Origin of the sequence: Pseudidiomarina terrestris (assembly GCF_030466375.1) — a bacterium.
Lineage (GTDB): Bacteria > Pseudomonadota > Gammaproteobacteria > Enterobacterales > Alteromonadaceae > Pseudidiomarina > Pseudidiomarina terrestris.
This window is the reverse complement of sequence record NZ_JAGGJE010000001.1, coordinates 1,114,618-1,132,470: the sequence shown is the minus strand read 5'-3', so window position 1 is coordinate 1,132,470 and position 17,853 is coordinate 1,114,618. Positions and strand designations below refer to the sequence as shown.

At 49.8% G+C, this 17,853-nt stretch carries 12 protein-coding genes; all 12 read left to right on the top strand.

Annotation, left to right across the window (positions count from 1 at the left end; all coding sequences use genetic code 11):
* The first annotated feature begins 65 nt into the window (after positions 1-65).
* The 12 genes from J6J28_RS05460 (at position 66) to J6J28_RS05405 (ending at position 17,852) form a co-directional block, all read left to right on the top strand.
* Complete coding sequence (locus tag J6J28_RS05460; protein ID WP_301720315.1) at positions 66-1,196, top strand: M14 family metallopeptidase; 1,131 nt, start codon at positions 66-68, stop codon at positions 1,194-1,196.
* Positions 1,197-1,264: 68 nt separating this feature from the next.
* A complete protein-coding gene (locus tag J6J28_RS05455) occupies positions 1,265-2,950 on the top strand; it encodes an alanine/glycine:cation symporter family protein (RefSeq protein WP_301720314.1) in 1,686 nt (561 codons plus the stop codon).
* Positions 2,951-3,079: 129 nt separating this feature from the next.
* Complete coding sequence (locus tag J6J28_RS05450; RefSeq protein WP_301720313.1) at positions 3,080-3,406, top strand: hypothetical protein; 327 nt, start codon at positions 3,080-3,082, stop codon at positions 3,404-3,406.
* Entirely contained in the window at positions 3,406-3,696 is a 291-nt protein-coding gene (locus J6J28_RS05445) for a YeaC family protein (protein WP_301720312.1), read from the top strand. The genes J6J28_RS05450 and J6J28_RS05445 overlap by 1 nt, the downstream gene beginning before the upstream one ends.
* 4 nt (positions 3,697-3,700) lie before the next feature.
* Positions 3,701-4,186, top strand: coding sequence for a GAF domain-containing protein (locus tag J6J28_RS05440; RefSeq protein WP_301720311.1), 486 nt, complete (start codon positions 3,701-3,703; stop codon positions 4,184-4,186).
* Positions 4,179-4,469, top strand: coding sequence for a hypothetical protein (locus tag J6J28_RS05435; RefSeq protein ID WP_301720310.1), 291 nt, complete (start codon positions 4,179-4,181; stop codon positions 4,467-4,469). The genes J6J28_RS05440 and J6J28_RS05435 overlap by 8 nt, the downstream gene beginning before the upstream one ends.
* Positions 4,462-5,118 (top strand): RNA chaperone ProQ, encoded by a 657-nt coding sequence (gene proQ, locus J6J28_RS05430; RefSeq protein ID WP_301720309.1) that lies wholly within the window; start codon positions 4,462-4,464, stop codon positions 5,116-5,118. Before J6J28_RS05435 ends, proQ begins: the two co-directional genes overlap by 8 nt.
* Positions 5,119-5,122: 4 nt before the next feature.
* Positions 5,123-7,186, top strand: coding sequence for a carboxy terminal-processing peptidase (gene prc / locus J6J28_RS05425; protein WP_418055165.1), 2,064 nt, complete (start codon positions 5,123-5,125; stop codon positions 7,184-7,186).
* A gap of 95 nt (positions 7,187-7,281) precedes the next feature.
* Positions 7,282-8,664: a sodium-dependent transporter gene (locus J6J28_RS05420; protein ID WP_301720308.1), complete on the top strand. Its 1,383-nt coding sequence runs from the start codon at positions 7,282-7,284 to the stop codon at positions 8,662-8,664.
* Between the two features lie 50 nt (positions 8,665-8,714).
* Positions 8,715-10,193: a Na+/H+ antiporter NhaC gene (gene nhaC / locus J6J28_RS05415; protein ID WP_301720307.1), complete on the top strand. Its 1,479-nt coding sequence runs from the start codon at positions 8,715-8,717 to the stop codon at positions 10,191-10,193.
* Positions 10,194-10,201: 8 nt separating this feature from the next.
* A complete protein-coding gene (gene pepN, locus J6J28_RS05410) occupies positions 10,202-12,817 on the top strand; it encodes an aminopeptidase N (protein ID WP_301720306.1) in 2,616 nt (871 codons plus the stop codon).
* 196 nt (positions 12,818-13,013) lie between these two features.
* The gene (locus tag J6J28_RS05405) at positions 13,014-17,852 is read left to right on the top strand and encodes an NAD-glutamate dehydrogenase (RefSeq protein ID WP_301720305.1); all 4,839 of its coding nucleotides are present in this window, start codon (positions 13,014-13,016) and stop codon (positions 17,850-17,852) included.
* Position 17,853 lies beyond the last annotated feature (1 nt).

Below are 17,853 nucleotides of genomic sequence, written 5' to 3'. Positions count from 1 at the left end.
CCCTGCAAAAGCGCCTTTTGGCGCTTTTGTTTTTGGTTCAAAGCATAAAACGAGAGGACACACGCATGTTTATAACTGCCCAGTTCGATAGCGGTAATATCGAGGTTGTTGATGCAACGAACGAAGATGCCATTGAGTTGAAAATCCGTAAGGATCACCAGTCGGATTTCTACCAGTGGTTCCACTTCAAACTTTATGGTGAAGTGGGTACCGAGCACGTCATGAACATCACCAATGCCGGTGAGTCCGCGTACCCAGATGGTTGGAAAGACTATTCCGCGCTTGCTTCATATGATCGTGAGACCTGGTTCCGGGTGCCGACGGAGTTCGACGGCAAAACCCTGACCATTCGTCATACCCTTGAGCAGGAAAGCATCTACTTTGCTTATTTCACGCCTTATTCCTATGAGCGCCATCAGGATTTAATTCAATCTGCGCAGCAGTCAAGTCTGGTTGAGCATGTCTGGCTGGGGGCTACCCTGGACGGTCGCGATATGAACCTGCTGGTAGTAGGGGAACCTGCCGAGCAAAAACGTAAGATCTGGATCACGGCACGTCAGCACCCGGGCGAGAGTATGGCCGAGTGGTTTGTGGAAGGGCTGCTAAGTCGTCTGCTTGACGACGAAGACGGCGCCGCGCGCAAATTATTACAGGATAACGTTTTCTATATTGTGCCCAACATGAACCCTGATGGTAGTGTACGCGGGCACCTGCGTACCAACGCGGTAGGCACCAACCTCAACCGTGAGTGGCATGGGCCTTCGCTGGAAAGCAGCCCAGAGGTCTACCTTGTGTTGCAGGCCATGCAAGAAGCCGGCGTCGACCTTTATCTGGATATTCATGGTGACGAAAATCTGCCTTACAACTTCCTGGCTGGATGTGAGGGTGTGCCTTGTTACGATGAGCGCCATAAGAAATTAGCGAAGCGCTTCATCGAGACCTTGCTGGCGATTACACCTGAATTTCAGACCGAACATGGTTACGAGATTGATGCGCCAGGTGAAGCAAACCTGACGGTGGCGAGTAACGCGGTTTCTCAGCGCTTTAACTGTTTGGCCTTTACTCTGGAGATGCCTTTTGCAGATAATGCGAACCTGCCTGATGAAGATTTCGGATGGTCAGCAACGCGCAGCGCGCAACTAGGTGCTGACGTACTAAGTGCAATTTATGCAGTCGCAAATAACTTGCGTGATTAATTCACGCAAGTTAGCTTGTTAACCATAACGACAATAAATAACGATAACAATTTCGCAAGGGGGACACCTTGGAAGCGATTAATAACTTTCTTTTACTGCTCGATAGCTATCTAGGCTCAGCAGCGTATTTTCCATATATTCTGCTTGGCGTAGGTATCTTTTTCACGCTTTATCTTGGTTTTCCACAGATCCGCTTTTTCGGTCATGCCTGGAAAGTCGTTACCGGAAAGTTCGATAAAAAAGGTGCGAAAGGTGACACCAGTCACTTCCAAGCCTTATCGACAGCACTCTCAGGCACCGTAGGTACGGGGAATATCGGTGGTGTAGCTTTGGCTATCTTCCTGGGTGGTCCAGCTGCGTTATTCTGGATGTGGATCACAGCATTTTTGGGTATGACCACCAAATTTGTTGAGGTCACTTTATCGCATAAGTACCGGGTGCAAACCGAAGACGGAACTATGGCAGGTGGTCCCATGTACTACATGGATCGTCGCCTTAACATGAAATGGCTGGCGGTTATTTTTGCCGTCGCTACTATCATCAGTTCTTTCGGTACGGGTAACATGCCCCAGATCAACAACATCGCTCAAAGTATGGAAATGAGCTTTGGCGTTGAGCCTATGCTGACCGGCGGCATCCTGGCGATCTTATTGGCGATGGTCATCATCGGCGGTATCAAGCGTATCGCTGCGGTGACCTCTCGCATTGTGCCAATCATGGGCTTGCTCTATATCATCGGTGCCTTCAGTGTCATTCTGTATAATCTGGATCAGATCGGTCCATCATTTGCAGCGATTTTCACCGATGCATTTACAGGATCAGCAGCAACCGGCGGCTTCTTAGGTGCAACCTTCGCCTATGCGTTCAACCGTGGTGTCAACCGTGGCTTGTTCTCTAACGAAGCTGGTCAGGGTTCGGCGCCGATTGCGCACGCTTCCGCGCGCGCTGATGAGCCGGTATCAGAAGGTCTGGTGTCCATTCTTGAACCCTTCATTGATACCATCGTGGTGTGTACCCTAACGGGCTTGGTGATTCTTTCTTCGGGTGTCTGGAGTGAGAAACATGAGAACAATTTCTCGCGTACGGATCTGGAAATTGTCGCGGGCAATTACAACGATGAAATTGAGGAAGACCGCACTGCGCTTTACCACTACCTGAACAGCACCGATCAAAACACCATTGTGAAGTACACAGGTACTATTGAAGTACGCAACGGTGAGCCAGTCAGCAATGGTTATACAATGTTGCACGCGCGCTCAGTCGCTGAAAACGTCCGCTTTATCGTTGCCGGTGAAGACCCTTACACAGGTATGTTGCGCATTGACAACGGCCGTCTGCTGAAACAGGACATCACTATTGTCGGTGAGAGTCTGGTTCACTCTGCAGCGCTAACATCAATTGCGTTTAGTAATGGTTTCCTTGGCGACTACGGTGAATACATTGTCCCCATTAGCTTACTGATGTTTGCTTTTTCAACCGCTATCGCCTGGTCTTACTACGGCGACCGCGCGGTGGTCTACCTGTTTGGGCAGAAGGGTGTCATGCCGTACCGGATCATCTATGTTGCCGGCTTCTTCATTGCATCTTTCGCCGATACCACCCTGGTCTGGACGTTGTCCTACGTAGCGATTGTCTTGATGACCTTACCTAACTTACTGGGTATTGTGTTGTTACGTCGTGAAATGAAAGATACGGTAAAAGCTTACTGGCAAGACTTTGATGCCGAGCAAAGCAAAAAGAAAGAAGAACAGTAATTGTTCCACTTTCTAAGGAGAACCCGCGCACCGTCGCGGGTTCTTTTTTAGCTGAGTGTCTATCCTCTCTTGAAATTACCGCTGAAACCCTTATATTGCTTAGTTCGAAGTATGCAAATAGAGGATATCATGGCACTTATTAACTGCCCCTCCTGTAACAAGCGAATATCCAATAAAGCCAAAACCTGTCCGCACTGCGAATTTGTGATTGCGGGGCGCAGCGGTGACGAGCTTGAACGTGAGCAACTACGTGCTGTGCAACGCCGCAAAGACAAGTTATTAAGCCAGTCGATGCTGGCCTTATTAATTGCTATTGCCGCCTTTGCTTATACTTTCCTTGAGCAACCTTACCCTGACTCATGGCAAGCGAAAGTGAGCTACGGTCTGATGGGGCTTGGCCTGATTTGGTTTTTAGTGAACCGGGTCCGTATTTTGCTGTTGAAAAGAGGGCGCTAATGCAATTTGAAGACTTACTTGCCAGCATTTCTCCAGAAACCTACGAGCGACTGGTGCTGGCAGTAGAAACAGGCCGCTGGCCCGATGGCGTTGCTCTGACTGAAATGCAGAAAGAGCATACGGTGCAACTTGTGATGGCGTACCAGGCTACCTATTGTCCCTCAGAAGAACCCTTTCGCATCGGCGCTGATGGCTTGTTGGTAACCCGCAGCAAGCGGGAAATGCGCGACAGCTTGCAAGAGAGCAGACAAACGATAGCAACCTTTCCTTTATCAGCAGACGAGTCCTGAATAAATGAGCACAATTGATTTTGATTTACTGCTGGCCCAGGCAGAAGCGATTACCGCAGGCGAGCCTGATTTAATCGCCAATTTAAGTAATATCTCAGCGTTAGTCTACCATGAGCTTGATGATGTGAACTGGGTGGGCTTCTATCTGACTCGCGCGCCTGAGACATTGGTGCTAGGCCCATTTCAGGGTAAAGTCGCCTGTCTTCGTATTGATTTCGGTAAAGGTGTTTGTGGTGCTGCAGCGGCAGCAAAAGAAACCCAGCTGGTTACCGACGTACATGAGTTTCCGGGCCATATCGCCTGTGATAGCGCCTCCAACGCTGAAGTAGTGGTACCCTTGATGGTAGACGGGCAAGTGGTTGGCGTATTTGATCTCGATAGCCCTTCCGTTGGTCGTTTTAGTCAACATGATGCCGATGGATTAAGTAAACTTGGCCGCTTTATCGAAGGGCTCAACTGGTCACAGTTGCGCGGAGCGGTCGATGTATAGTGAGTTTGATGTGCATGCCTACCTGGTAAGCCAGCAGGACATGGTCTTTTTTGATGACGAAGCCGAAACTGCTGTCGATCAAATGAATGAGATGCTTCATTATATTGCTAGCTATCGCGAAGAAGATGATGACCTGGACGTATTGGAAGAAGTCGTTCGCCGTACACTTTTCGACTGGATTGAAAACCCGGACTTACTGGGCCTCGATAGTGATGAAATGCAGGCGTATATTTTAGAACAACTAGCTGACGCTCGTCAGCAGGACAATGACGATCATGAGTGAAGTAAAGAAATTGAGTAATAACAAAGAAGTTCTGGCTTACCTTGCCGAGAAGTTTCCAGCTTGTTTTTCACTCGAGGGCGATGCTAAGCCCCTTAAAATCGGTATTTTTGAGGACTTGGCGAAACAGTTAGAAGATGATGAGGCGGTAAGTAAAACCCGCCTGCGCACAGCGCTTCGGCACTACACCAACAGCTGGCGTTACCTGCGCGCGATGAAGCAGGGCGCGGAGCGCGTTGATCTGTCGGGCACTGCCGTCAGTACAGTAGATGAAGAGCAGCAGAAGCACGCTGCCGAAGCTTTGGCACAATCCAAGGCTGCTGCGGCAGAGCGCAAAAAGGCGGCCAATCCAGCGCCACGTGCGAACGCCCGGCGAGCTAAGGTTCCAGCGAAATCAGCGCCTGGCACTAAGTCGCCAGCAGTTAAACAGCCCGCTGCGAAACGTAAGTCAGCAAAGCCCGCAGCGCCCAAATTAACGGCTGCTGACAGTGCAAAATTGTCGGTTGGCCAGAAAGTTCAGGTGAAAGCTGGTAAGCAGCCTGTGCCAGGTGAAGTTGTTGAAGTTGACCGTAATGATGTAGTGGTGCAACTTCACAACGGCTTAACGGTCAAAGTTACAGTAGATGCTATATTTTTAGCGCAGCAGGAGTAACACAATGCAGAAGGTAACGATGAGAAAATTAGCTATAGCTGTCGCTTTGCAATGTGGGGTGGTTTCCGCAGCTATCGCGTTACCGCCAGCGCATGAAGTCGATGACCTACCAAAACTGAAGCAAGAAGAACAACATAGTGTTGTTAGTCAGCGCGTCACGACTTATTTCACCCGCTACCATTTTAAAAATATGGAGCTGGATAATGCACTGTCGGAGCAAATTCTGGATCGTTACCTGAAAATGCTTGATTTCAATAAAATGTTTTTATTACAAGCGGATGTTGAGCAAGCCAGTGAATACCAGCATTTGTTTGACGACATGATTCATTCCGGCAAGCTTAGTCCTGCCTACGCATTGTTTGAAAAAGCCTTGCAACGCAACTTTGAGCGCTATGCTTATGCGCTAAGCCTGCTCGACGAAGAGCAACCCTTTGATTTTTCCGTCGCCGGCGATCGTTATCAGTACGATCGTGAGGATGCGCAGTGGGCGACCTCTGAAGCCGAACTGGATGAGCTGTGGCGGCAACGCGTAAAATACGATGCGCTTAATTTAACCATGGCCGGCAAAGCATGGCCGGAGGTGGTAGAAACCCTTGGCAAGCGCTACAACAATGCTTTGAAGCGGCTCACTCAAACCAATAGCGAAGACGTCTTTCAGACGGTAATGAATGCGTTCGCGCGCAGTGTCGAAGCACATACCAGTTATCTGTCTCCAGCCAATGCTGAGCGGTTTGAGCAAAACATGAATCTGTCCCTGGAAGGGATTGGCGCTGTGCTGCAATCAGAGTTTGACTACACGGTCATTCGCAGCCTCGTTCCAGGTGGACCCGCCGATAAATCTGGCGCTATTGCCCCCGAAGATAAAATTGTTGCGGTTGCGCAAGGTGAAGATGAAGACTCTGAGTTTGTCGATGTCGTCGGCTGGCGTCTCGATGAAGTCGTCGAGCTCATTAAAGGTCCGAAAGGCACTACAGTGCAATTGCAGGTCCTCAAAGCAAATCAGGCCGCAGGGGCCAAACCCACTGAGATTTCAATCGTCCGCGACACGGTAAAACTTGAAGACCGCGCGGCCAAAGTCGAAATTAAGACGGTAGAAGAGGGGCCTTACGCAGGACGCACCATGGGCGTTATCGCGATTCCCAGCTTTTACCACAATCTCAGTGAAGACGTGAAAAATCTGATCGCCGAGGTTAACGAAACCGAAGCCGAAGGCGTGATCATTGACTTGCGTGGCAATGGCGGCGGCTCTTTACAGGAGTCCATCGCGCTGACTGGCTTGTTCATTGATGAGGGACCTGTAGTACAGGTCACTGATGGCAGCGGCCGCAGAGAAGTCAATGGCGACCGCGACGGTGAAACCTTTTACGATGGCCCTCTGGTGGTCATGGTCGATCGCTACAGTGCCTCAGCTTCGGAAATATTTGCCGCAGCACTGCAGGATTACGAACGCGCTTTAATTGTGGGTGAGAATACCTACGGCAAAGGTACTGTGCAACAGCACCGTGGCCTGCAGCGTCGTTTTGATTTCTTTGATGAAGAGCTCGGTAGTGTCCAGTACACCATCGCGAAGTTCTACCGCATCGACGGTGGTAGTACCCAGATGCGTGGTGTAACACCAGACGTGCAATTCCCGACAGTCACGGACACGGAAACCTTTGGTGAAAGTAGCCAGGAGAATGCCTTGCCCTGGGATAAAATTGATACCGCTGATTATCAGCCACTGCAACTGGTGTCTTCAGGCAAACTAGAAGAACTGCGCGCTTTAAAAGAGAAAAACATTAGCGAAAACCCTGAATTTAATTATGTTCTGGAAGATGCAGCTGAATACCAGCGGCAGAAAGATAAAACCTGGATCAGCTTGGTTCTTGAGGAACGTAAGGCAGAAGAAAAGCAGGACGAACAAAAAGCGTTAGAACGTGCTAATGAGCGGTTAGTGCGCGCTGGTTTTGAGCCAGTGGAGTCACTTGAGAATGTGCCGGAAGACTTTGAGTTACCGGATCCATACCTGAACGAAACCCTGGTGTTAAGCTTTGAGCTTATTGATACGATGAAGCTTGCCATGCACTAAGCGCTGTTTATCGCTGCAAAGCCGCCCATGGCGGCTTTTTTATAGACTAAGTACAACCGACTAAAACAATAATAACATGACGGAACACTAAGGTTATGACACGTCCTAAACTGATAGCCAGCCGCTGGTCCAGCCGCATGGCGTTTATTCTTGCCTCAACCGCAGCCGCTGTGGGCCTGGGTAATATCTGGAAATTCCCCTATATCACCGGTGAAAATGGTGGCGGGGCTTTTGTTCTGGTGTACCTGCTTTGTATCGCTGTGATTGGTATTCCAGTGATGATCGCTGAAATTGTGATTGGCCGTCGCGGCCGCCACAGTCCCGGCATCGCTGCGCGTGAAGTCGCACTGGAGTCGGGCAGTAGTAGTGTCTGGCAAATTACCGGTTGGCTCGGCATGGCGACAGGCTTTTTAGTGTTAAGTTTTTATGCGGTTATCGCGGGCTGGGCAGCAGCCTACATTTACGAATCCGCCACTGGCGCTTTTCAGGGCCAGTCGGTCGCTGAAATCAGTGGCATTTTCGATCAATTGGTGGGTTCCTCACTGCGCTTAACCCTTTGGCATGCGCTTATTTTGGTTGCTGTTGCAGTGGTCGTGGGTAAAGGCCTCAAAGATGGCCTGGAGCGCACGGTGAAATGGATGCTGCCGATCATGGTGGCATTGCTCATCCTGATCGCCATTTACGCCGCGTCCATCGGTGACTTCGCCGGCGCCATGAGCTTTATGTTTGCCCCGAATTTCGATGATTTATCCATCAATGCCATCCTGCTGGCACTTGGCCATGCGTTTTTCTCGCTCGGCTTAGCTTCAGGTGTGGTTATCATGTACGGCGCCTACTTGCCGCGGGAAACTTCAATCGTACAAACCACAATGTGGGTTGCATTGGCTGATACCTTTGTTGCTTTACTGGCTGGCTTAGCTATATTTCCAATTGTCTTTGGCAGCCAACTACCGCCAGAAGCTGGGCCTGGCTTAATCTTTAAGAGCTTACCAGTGGCGTTCAGTACCATGCCGGGTGGCGTCCTGGTCGGCACCGCGTTTTTTGTGATGCTGGTCATTGCCGCCTTTACCTCTGCAATTGCAATGATAGAATCCGCAGTCGCTTTTCTGGAAGAAAAGTGCGACTGGGGCCGTTGGAAAGCGACTATCGTCGCAATAGCAACATTGTGGTTGCTAGGGCAGGTGACCATTTATTCCTTCGCGGGGGCTCCCTGGACGCAAATTGATGTACAGGTTCCCGGGAAACTATTAGGCAGTTGGTTTGATGTGATTGATTACGCCACTGGCTCAGTGTTGCTTCCGTTGGGCGGCTTATTACTCGCCTTGTTCAGCGGCTGGGTGATGACCCGTTCAGCCAGTCAGGACGAACTTGATACAGCGCCGATGATTTTCCGTGCATGGCTGTTTATGGTGCGTTGGTTTGCGCCGGTCATCATAATCATTATTTTCCTGCAGTTGGTGGGCGTACTTAATCTTTAATAGTACGCCATCCTGTAACTGTGATTAATTAAAAGACATTAGAGATAACTATGCGAAATCAATCCCTTACAGCTTTTAAAGAGCCGAGCTTGCTGCAGGCTACCATTCCGTTGCTGGTTCTCATTTGCACTCTTGCAGGGTCGGTTTTTCTATTTGGCGAAGACTCGTCCTACGGGCCCAACCAAATTGCGCTATGGGTGGCCGGTGCCGTTGCGGTGGTCATAGGTTTTGTCAATAACTACCGTTGGGACGACATCGAAGAAGGTATTAAAGAAGGGGTCTCTGTTGCTCTGGGGGCCTTGCTTATTATTCTCGCGGTAGGCTCATTAATTGGTACCTGGTTGTTGTCGGGCACGGTACCGACCATGATTTATTATGGTTTGGAGCTACTTAACCCAAGTTGGTTCTATGCCGCCAGCGCGCTAATTTGCGGCATCATCGCTCTTGCCATTGGTAGTTCATGGACCACCGCCGCAACCATCGGTGTTGCCTTGATGGGGGTCGCAGCAGGGATGGAATTATCCCCCGGTATTACTGCCGGCGCAGTAGTTTCCGGCGCCTATTTTGGCGATAAAATGTCACCTTTATCAGATACCACAAACCTTGCACCTGCGGTGGCCGGTACTGAGTTATTCGCGCACATTCGTTACATGGTGTTCACTGCGGGGCCTGCTTACCTTATCTCGCTGGTGTTGTTTTTCTTGCTGGGTTTAAATGTTGAAACTACAACAACCAGCGCGCTAAAACTCGAAACGATGCAGCTGGAATTGACCAACGCTTATAATATTGGTTGGGAAATGTTAGTGCCACTGCTGGTGTTATTGTACCTGGCCGCAACCCGCAAACCTGCTTTACCCACGGTATTCTTTGGTGCCTTGTTAGGCGGCGCATGGGCTGTGATCTTCCAGCCCGAGTTAATCGAGGAACTTGCCGGCGATGGCTCTGCTGTCGCGTCACTTAAAGTGGTTTGGATGGCGCTGACCGATGGCATCGTGGTGGAAACAGGTAGCGCGCAACTCGATTCACTTCTGAGTGGCGGCGGAATGTCGAGCATGCTCAATACGGTGTGGTTGATTCTCAGTGCCATGACCTTTGGTGCAATTGTCGAAAAAATCGGTCTATTGCAACGTCTGATCTCGGGCGTGCTTGGCTTCGCCAAATCCACCGGTAACTTGATTGCAGCGACCTTATTTACCTGTTTTGGCGCTAACTTGCTCACCGCCGACCAATACATGGCCATCGTGATTCCAGGTCGTATGTTCCGCGAAGAATATGAAAAACGCGGGCTTGATGCGCGCGTTCTCTCTCGTACTCTGGAAGATAGCGGTACCCTGACTTCAGCGTTGATTCCATGGAACACCTGTGGTGCGTTCATGATGGGAACGCTGGCAGTAAGTCCATGGGAATACGCACCATTTGCATTCTTTAATTGGTTAACGCCGCTCATCGCAATGTTTTATGGTTACACGGGGATTCGTATTTTACACCGTGACAGAGCACCTCATTCACCGATTCACGCAAGTAGTTAAGAGCCGTTATGTCGAAGAAGTTAGCTAAGTTCCGGAGCGATTATCGCGCTCCGGCATTCTCTATTACGACCGTTCATCTTGACATCGATCTTGATGAGCGAGCCACACAAGTGCGTTCGCAGTTACACTTAGAGCGGAAGAATTCAGGTCCTTTAGAACTGGATGGTGAGCAGCTAAAATTAACCAGTATCAAAATTGATGGCAAAGTGCTGCCACCGCAAAACTATGAAGTCACGGATAAGCAGCTCATCGTTCACGAGCTTCCCGATAGCTTCGAAATGGAACTTGTCACTGAGATCGATCCAAGTAGCAACAGCGCGTTAGAAGGTTTGTACAAATCTGGCGGAGCTTTTTGCACTCAGTGTGAGGCCGAAGGTTTCCGCCGTATTACCTATTACCTCGATCGGCCCGATGTGCTGGCGGTGTTCACGACTAAGATCTCAGCCGATCGGGAACTCTATCCCTATCTGCTGAGTAACGGCAATCTGGAGAGCTCCGGTGAGTTAGACGGAGGCCGTCATTATGCCACCTGGCATGACCCTCATCCTAAACCCGCTTATTTGTTTGCCTTGGTGGCAGGTAACTTTGATCGTCTGGAGGATCATTACCAGACGAGCGAAGGGCGTGACGTACGCCTGGAGATTTTTGTCGATAAAGGCAACCTGAGCCGGGCCGAATACGCAATGGCAGCGCTAAAACGTTCAATGCAATGGGATGAAGAACGTTTTGACCTCGCTTATGACCTCGACCGGTATATGATTGTGGCAGTAGACTTTTTCAATATGGGCGCTATGGAAAATAAAGGGCTCAATATTTTTAACTCGAAATATGTCTTAGCCGATCAAATGACAGCCACCGACTGGGACTTTGTTCATGTCGAATCTGTCATCGGTCACGAGTATTTCCACAACTGGACCGGTAACCGTATCACCTGTCGTGATTGGTTCCAGCTCAGTCTGAAAGAAGGCCTGACGGTTTTCCGTGATCAGGAGTTCAGCTCTGACCTGGGTTCACGTGCGGTACACCGCATTGATGCTGTGCGCGTCATTCGCAGTTTTCAGTTCAACGAAGATGCCAGTCCTATGGCACATCCTATTCGTCCCGATAAAGTTGTGGAAATGAACAACTTTTATACGGTGACGGTTTACAACAAGGGCGCAGAAGTGATTCGCATGCTGCACACCTTATTAGGAGAACAGGGCTTCCAGCGCGGCATGCGCTTGTATCGTGAACGCCATGATGGCCAGGCCGTGACCTGTGAAGACTTCGTTGCCGCTATGGAAGCAGCTAATGATTTCGATTTAACCCAGTTCCGCCGCTGGTATAGTCAGGCCGGCACCCCTGAAGTTCGGATCGCGCAACATTATGATGCCCAGCAGCAACAGCTCACGCTTAACTTTCAACAACTCACACCAGCGACGCCAGGGCAGGAAGAAAAATTCCCTCTGGTGATCCCGTTACTGTTCAGTGCCTACGACGAAAAGGGCTCGCGTATCCAGCTAACAGCAAAGGACGAAGTTGTTAAACATGAGTCTGGCAGTCAACTGTATACCTTGACCGAAACCACAAGCTCGCTGACGTTCTCCAACGTCGAACAGGAGCCAATCATTGCCTGGCTGGAAAACTTCAGTGCGCCTGTGAAGCTGCAGACGCCACTAACAACAGTAGATTTAGAGCTGTTGCTAGGTCATGCTGAACAAGAGGTGACACGCTGGGAAGCCGCTCAGCAAGTCTACCTGAAGGCATTGCAAGAGGCCGTCGACACAAATCAGGCGGCGCAGCTGTCGGAATCACAGTACACCGCCTTAAAGAAAGCTTTGCATGCGCCTCTCGATGATGCACTGAAAGCGCTTATTTTTACTTTACCAAGCGCTGAAGAATTACTTGAGTATTACACTGAAGATGCGCCACTTGATGCTATTGAACTGGCGGTTACCAGCCTCGCTAAAACGGTCGCCGATGAATTATCCAACGACTTCGCCGAGTGTTTCGCCAAGCTCGATAGCCAGCCCGATGATTTAAGTGGCAAAGCGATGGCGGCTCGTGCCTTACGCCAGCGGTGTCTGTACTTTTTGGCGTTGGCACAACCCCAGCAGTATAGCGACGAGGTTGCCGAACAAGCATGTCAGCAGGGCAACATGACCCTGCAACAGGGCGCATTAGAAATTGCCGTGCAACACCAGCTCCCATGTGTAGAGCAAGTGCTAGCGACCTTCGCTGAGCAATGGCAGGATACGCCTCTGGTGATGGATAAGTGGTTTGCTGCGCAGGCGAACGCGCTGCACGACACTACTGTTGAGCGGGTCACCCAGCTCATCGAGCACCCCAAATTTTCCTTACGCAATCCGAACCGCGTCTACGCATTACTTGCCAATTTCAGCCGCAACAGTCTACGCTTTCATCAGCAAGATGGGGCAGGCTATAAATTATTGCAAAGCATAATTACGCAACTGAATACCTTGAACCCTCAAGTTGCGTCGCGTTTGATTACGCCGTTTATGCAATGGCGCAGATTCGATACAAGACGCCAGCAAATGATGAAGGAATGCCTGTTGCAGCTGCAACAACTTCCTGATTTAGCGCCAGATCTTGATGAAAAGATTGCGAACGCGTTGCAGCAGTAGCGAGTAAAAACCAAATATTCATGCATGAACCCATGCATAATCATGTTCAGGCCACGTCATACGTGGTCTGAACACTGATTTTTCCACCGAATAAGCATTGAATAGCTTAGGTAAATGTCCGACAATACGAGTTATCACAGTTTTTGGTAAAAATACAAAACCGCGTTCACCTCAAAAGGTTACAAGGATATTTAGCATGAACTCCGTTGGCGACAGCCAGACTCCCGTAATATTGCAAAAAGTGGCCGCTCTCATTCAGCAACGTGCAACTGACCGCGCTGATATCATTCAAGACTTTGCCCTACGTATGTTTCGCAATGTGTCGTCAGACGAACTGGCGCAACGCAATGACAGCGACCTTTACGGTGCGATTATGGGGCTCTGGCACAGTTTCAATGAGTATAACCCAGGCGATAAAGCCCTGATCAAAGTCTACAATCCGGAAGTAGCGCGACATGGTTGGGAATCTGCCCATACCATCATTGAAATCATCCAGACCGATATGCCATTTATGGTGGATTCCATTCGCATGGCATTGTCACGGCTGGGCATCAATTCGCACCTGTTATTGCACTTGCCACTAAGTCACGAGCGTGACGAACAGCAGCGTATCACTAACCTGCTGAAAGCGGGGACCCGTGGCGATAACGAAGTTGATACCGTATTCCTGATTGAAATCGATCGTCAAACCAGCAAAGACGCCATTGCCCAACTAAAACGTGAGCTGGCATCCGTGATGGACGATGTTACTGCCTCTGTTACAGACTGGCAGCCGATGCGTGAACGTCTTGCCACAGTCGCTGAAGAATTAAGTGATATTAACTACCCGGGCGACGCCAAAGAGCTAAAAGAAGCACAGCGCTTTCTGAAATGGCTGGCGAAAGATAACTTCACCCTGATGGGCTATCGCCGCTATGACTTAAAGGCGGTTGAGGGCGATCACCTCATTTGTCAGATCAGTGACTCAAGTCTTGGCTTGATGCGTAAATCTGCAAACAACAAAGAGCGTCTGGTATCCTCGCTGCCAGAGGTAGCGCGCGAGCTGACCTTTGACAATACCCTGTTGCTGGTCACCAAAACCAACTCCAAGTCACGGGTTCATCGTCCAGCCTATTGCGACTATATCGGCGTCAAACGCTTTGATAAAAACGGTAAAGTCATTGGTGAAGATCGCTTCATCGGTCTTTATTCGAGCAGTTTCTATAACAACAGCGCCCGTGATGTACCGCTGGTCAGCGAAAAAATTAAGCGAGTTATGGATGTCTCTGGCTTTGCCCAAAACTCACATGCAGCGAAAGCCTTATTAAATATCCTCGAAACCTATCCGCGTGATGAAGTGGTGCAAGCCACTGAGGAAGAACTGCTTGATGTAGGTCTGGGTGTTCTGCAAATGCAGGAACGCGATATGACCCGACTGTTTGTGCGTCGCGATATTTTCGGTCGCTTTGCATCCTGTATGGTCTATGTACCCAAAGAGCGTTACAACACCTTGTTGCGCCAGAAGACCCAATCGATTTTAGCGGAAACCCTGGATAGCAATTACGACGTGGAATTTACCACGTATTTTTCTGAATCAAATCTGGCCCGCACCCATTATACGGTTCGCGTTGGAGACCACGTACAGGATATTGACGTGAAAGAATTGGAACACGATCTGGTTGAAGCGGCACGGACCTGGGAAGACAATTTTGAACGTATTTTGCGCAGCACTTTCGGTGAATCGAAAGCGAACGCTTTAAATAAGAAATATGCCAACGCCTTCCCACGTGCGTACAAAGAAGAAATCTTACCGTCGGTCGCCATTGCTGATATTCAGCAGTTAGAAGCCCTCGATAAAGACCATAAGCTTGGCATGCTGTTCTATCGTTCCCGTGAGGAAAATGAGCAGAGCAAGCGTATCCGCTTGAAATTGTTCCATAAAGATGAGCCAATTCACCTGTCAGATGTGTTGCCGATGTTGGAAAACTTTGGTCTTCGCATCATTGGTGAAAGCCCGTATCAGATCAAAGCCACCAACGGTGATGTGTTCTGGGTACTCGATTTCCAGATGTTGCACAGCAATATCAAACTGGATCTTGAGGCCAGTCGCGACGTCTTCCAGGAAGCTTTTGCGCATGTCTGGAAAGGCCACTACGAAGATGATGGCTTCAACCGTTTGGTACTTAGCGCTGGCCTGACAGGGCGCCAGGTGGTGATTTTGCGGATGTTGGCAAAATACATGCGTCAAATCGGTACCACGTTCAGCCAAAGTTACATCGAAAGTACGTTCAGTAAGTACCCGGTCATTGCGACCCTGATCGTGAAGCTTTTCTATAGTAAGTTCGAGCCAAGTACTAAGAGCCGTAACAAGAAGGTCGAGGCGCTGGAGACCCGTATCACCAGCGAGTTGGACAATGTTGCTAACCTGGATGATGACCGGATTTTCCGCCGTTATGTCGAGCTTATTCTGGCCGCATTACGTACGAACTTCTTCCAAAAAGATCAAAACGGCAATGAAAAACCTTATATTTCAGTGAAGTTCTTGCCAGAGCAAGTTCCTGAAATGCCTTTGCCTTTGCCCAAATACGAAATTTTCGTCTATTCACCGCGCGTTGAAGGTGTCCACCTGCGTGGTGGTAAAGTTGCCCGTGGCGGCCTGCGCTGGTCGGATCGCCGGGAAGATTTCCGTACCGAAGTGCTGGGGCTGGTTAAAGCGCAGCAGGTTAAGAACACGGTTATCGTGCCGGTAGGTGCGAAAGGTGGCTTCTATTGCAAGCATTTACCAGAAGAGCGCGAAGCGTTTTTCGAAGAAGGTAAAGAGTGTTATCGCACCTTCATCCGTGCGTTACTGGATATCACCGATAATATCGTTGGTGGTGAAGTACAGCCGCCGGTAGATGTGGTGCGTCATGACTACGACGATACCTATCTGGTTGTTGCCGCCGACAAAGGCACGGCAACCTTCTCTGACATCGCCAATAGCATTTCAGCAGAATACAATTTCTGGCTCGGCGATGCTTTTGCCTCAGGTGGCTCGGTGGGTTACGACCACAAGAAAATGGGCATTACCGCACGTGGTGCATGGGAGTCCGTGAAACGGCACTTCCGCGAGATGGGCGTTGATTGTCAGACCACTGATTTCACTGCAGTGGGTGTCGGTGATATGGCCGGGGATGTATTTGGAAACGGCATGCTGTTGTCAAAACATACTCGTCTGGTGGCCGCATTTAACCACCTGCACATTTTTATCGACCCTGAACCTGATGCGAAAAAGAGCTACGCGGAACGCGAGCGCTTATTTAACTTACCACGCTCTTCCTGGGAAGATTATGATAAGTCGTTGATTTCAAACGGTGGTGGCGTATTTCCCCGAAGCGCGAAAGCGATCGAGCTAACGCCTGAGTTGAAGAAGCTGTTCAACACTCAGAAAAAATCGATGACGCCGACGGATATGATCCGCGCAATCCTGACTCTACCTGTCGATTTGCTGTGGAACGGCGGTATCGGAACCTACGTCAAATCGACCAAAGAGAGCGATAGCGATGTTGGCGATCGTGCCAACGATGCCTTGCGCGTCAACGGCAAAGAGCTGCGGGCGAAAATTGTCGGCGAGGGCGGTAACCTGGGCCTGACTCAGTTAGGTCGGATCGAGTACGCCGGCAACGGTGGTCGCATCAATACCGACGCTATCGATAACGTAGGTGGTGTCGACTGCTCGGATAACGAAGTTAATATCAAAATTCTGCTTAACGGCCTGGTTGCCGACGGTGATTTGACGCGGAAACAACGTGACAAATTGTTGTTCGATATGACCGATGAAGTTTCGCAAATCGTATTAAAAGACTGTCACCGTCAGTCCCAGTCTATTTCTGTGACTGCTTTACGCGGCTCGGACCAGGTCAAAGAGCTGCAACGCTTTATCCATCACCTGGAACGCGAAGGACAGTTAAACCGCAGTCTGGAATTTTTGCCAGATGACGATGAGCTGGCAGAGCGCCAGGCGAGTGGGAAAGGCTTTACTCGTCCGGAATTGGCAGTCATCACGGCTTACGGCAAGATGGTACTAAAAGAAGATTTGCTGGACGAAGCGGTCATGGCTGACCCATTCCATGCGCGTTCTTTAATTAATGCCTTTCCTAAACCTCTGCATGAACCTTATGCGGAAGCGATGGAAGCGCACCCATTGCGGGCACAAATTATCGCCACTCGTCTTGCCAATAATATTGTCAACGATATGGGGCCAAATTTCATATTCCGTAAAATGGACGCCACAGGTGCTACCGCTGCAGAAGTTGCCTCTGCTTATGTGGTGGCACGAGAATGCTTCGATTTACGTGGTTTGATGGAGCAAATTGAAGCGGGCAATAACAAGATTCCGGCAGATATTCAGAATCATATGCTGTTCCAGTTACGCCGTGTGGTACGCCGGGCGACGCGTTGGTTCTTGCGCCACCGTAAACCAGAACTGACGACAATCCAGGAACGTCTTGATTTTTATCAGGGCGCATTCAAGGACTTGCGCAAGAATGTATTGGATTATCTGATTCCGGACGAACGTGCAGGTCTTGAAAAAGAGATCGAACGTTTAACTAAAGCCGGTGCACCAGAGAAACTTGCACAGCAGATTGGCACCTTGTCGACGGTGTTCTCGGCGCTTGATATCGCAGATATCGTGCACGAAACAGATCGCAAAGTGCGCAGCGTAGCCTTAGCGTATTTCCACCTGGGCGCGCGCGTTTCTCTGCATTGGTTCCTGGAACAAATCAATACGCAACCGGTAGATAACCACTGGCAGGCCCTGGCAAGAGCGGCTTTCCGCGAGGAACTGGATTGGCAGCAACGTTCACTAACTCTGAGCATGCTGAAAAGTGGCGATGCCAAAGTGGAAGGTCTTGAAGTTCTGGATGAATGGATGGCGGATAATCAGGTCTTTGTCGATCGCTGGTTGCATATGTTGTCCGACTTCCGTACTACCAAGACCCACGAATTCGCGAAGTTCTCAGTGGCATTGCGCGAACTTATGTTACTAAATCATAACTGTACGGTGACCAACTAAG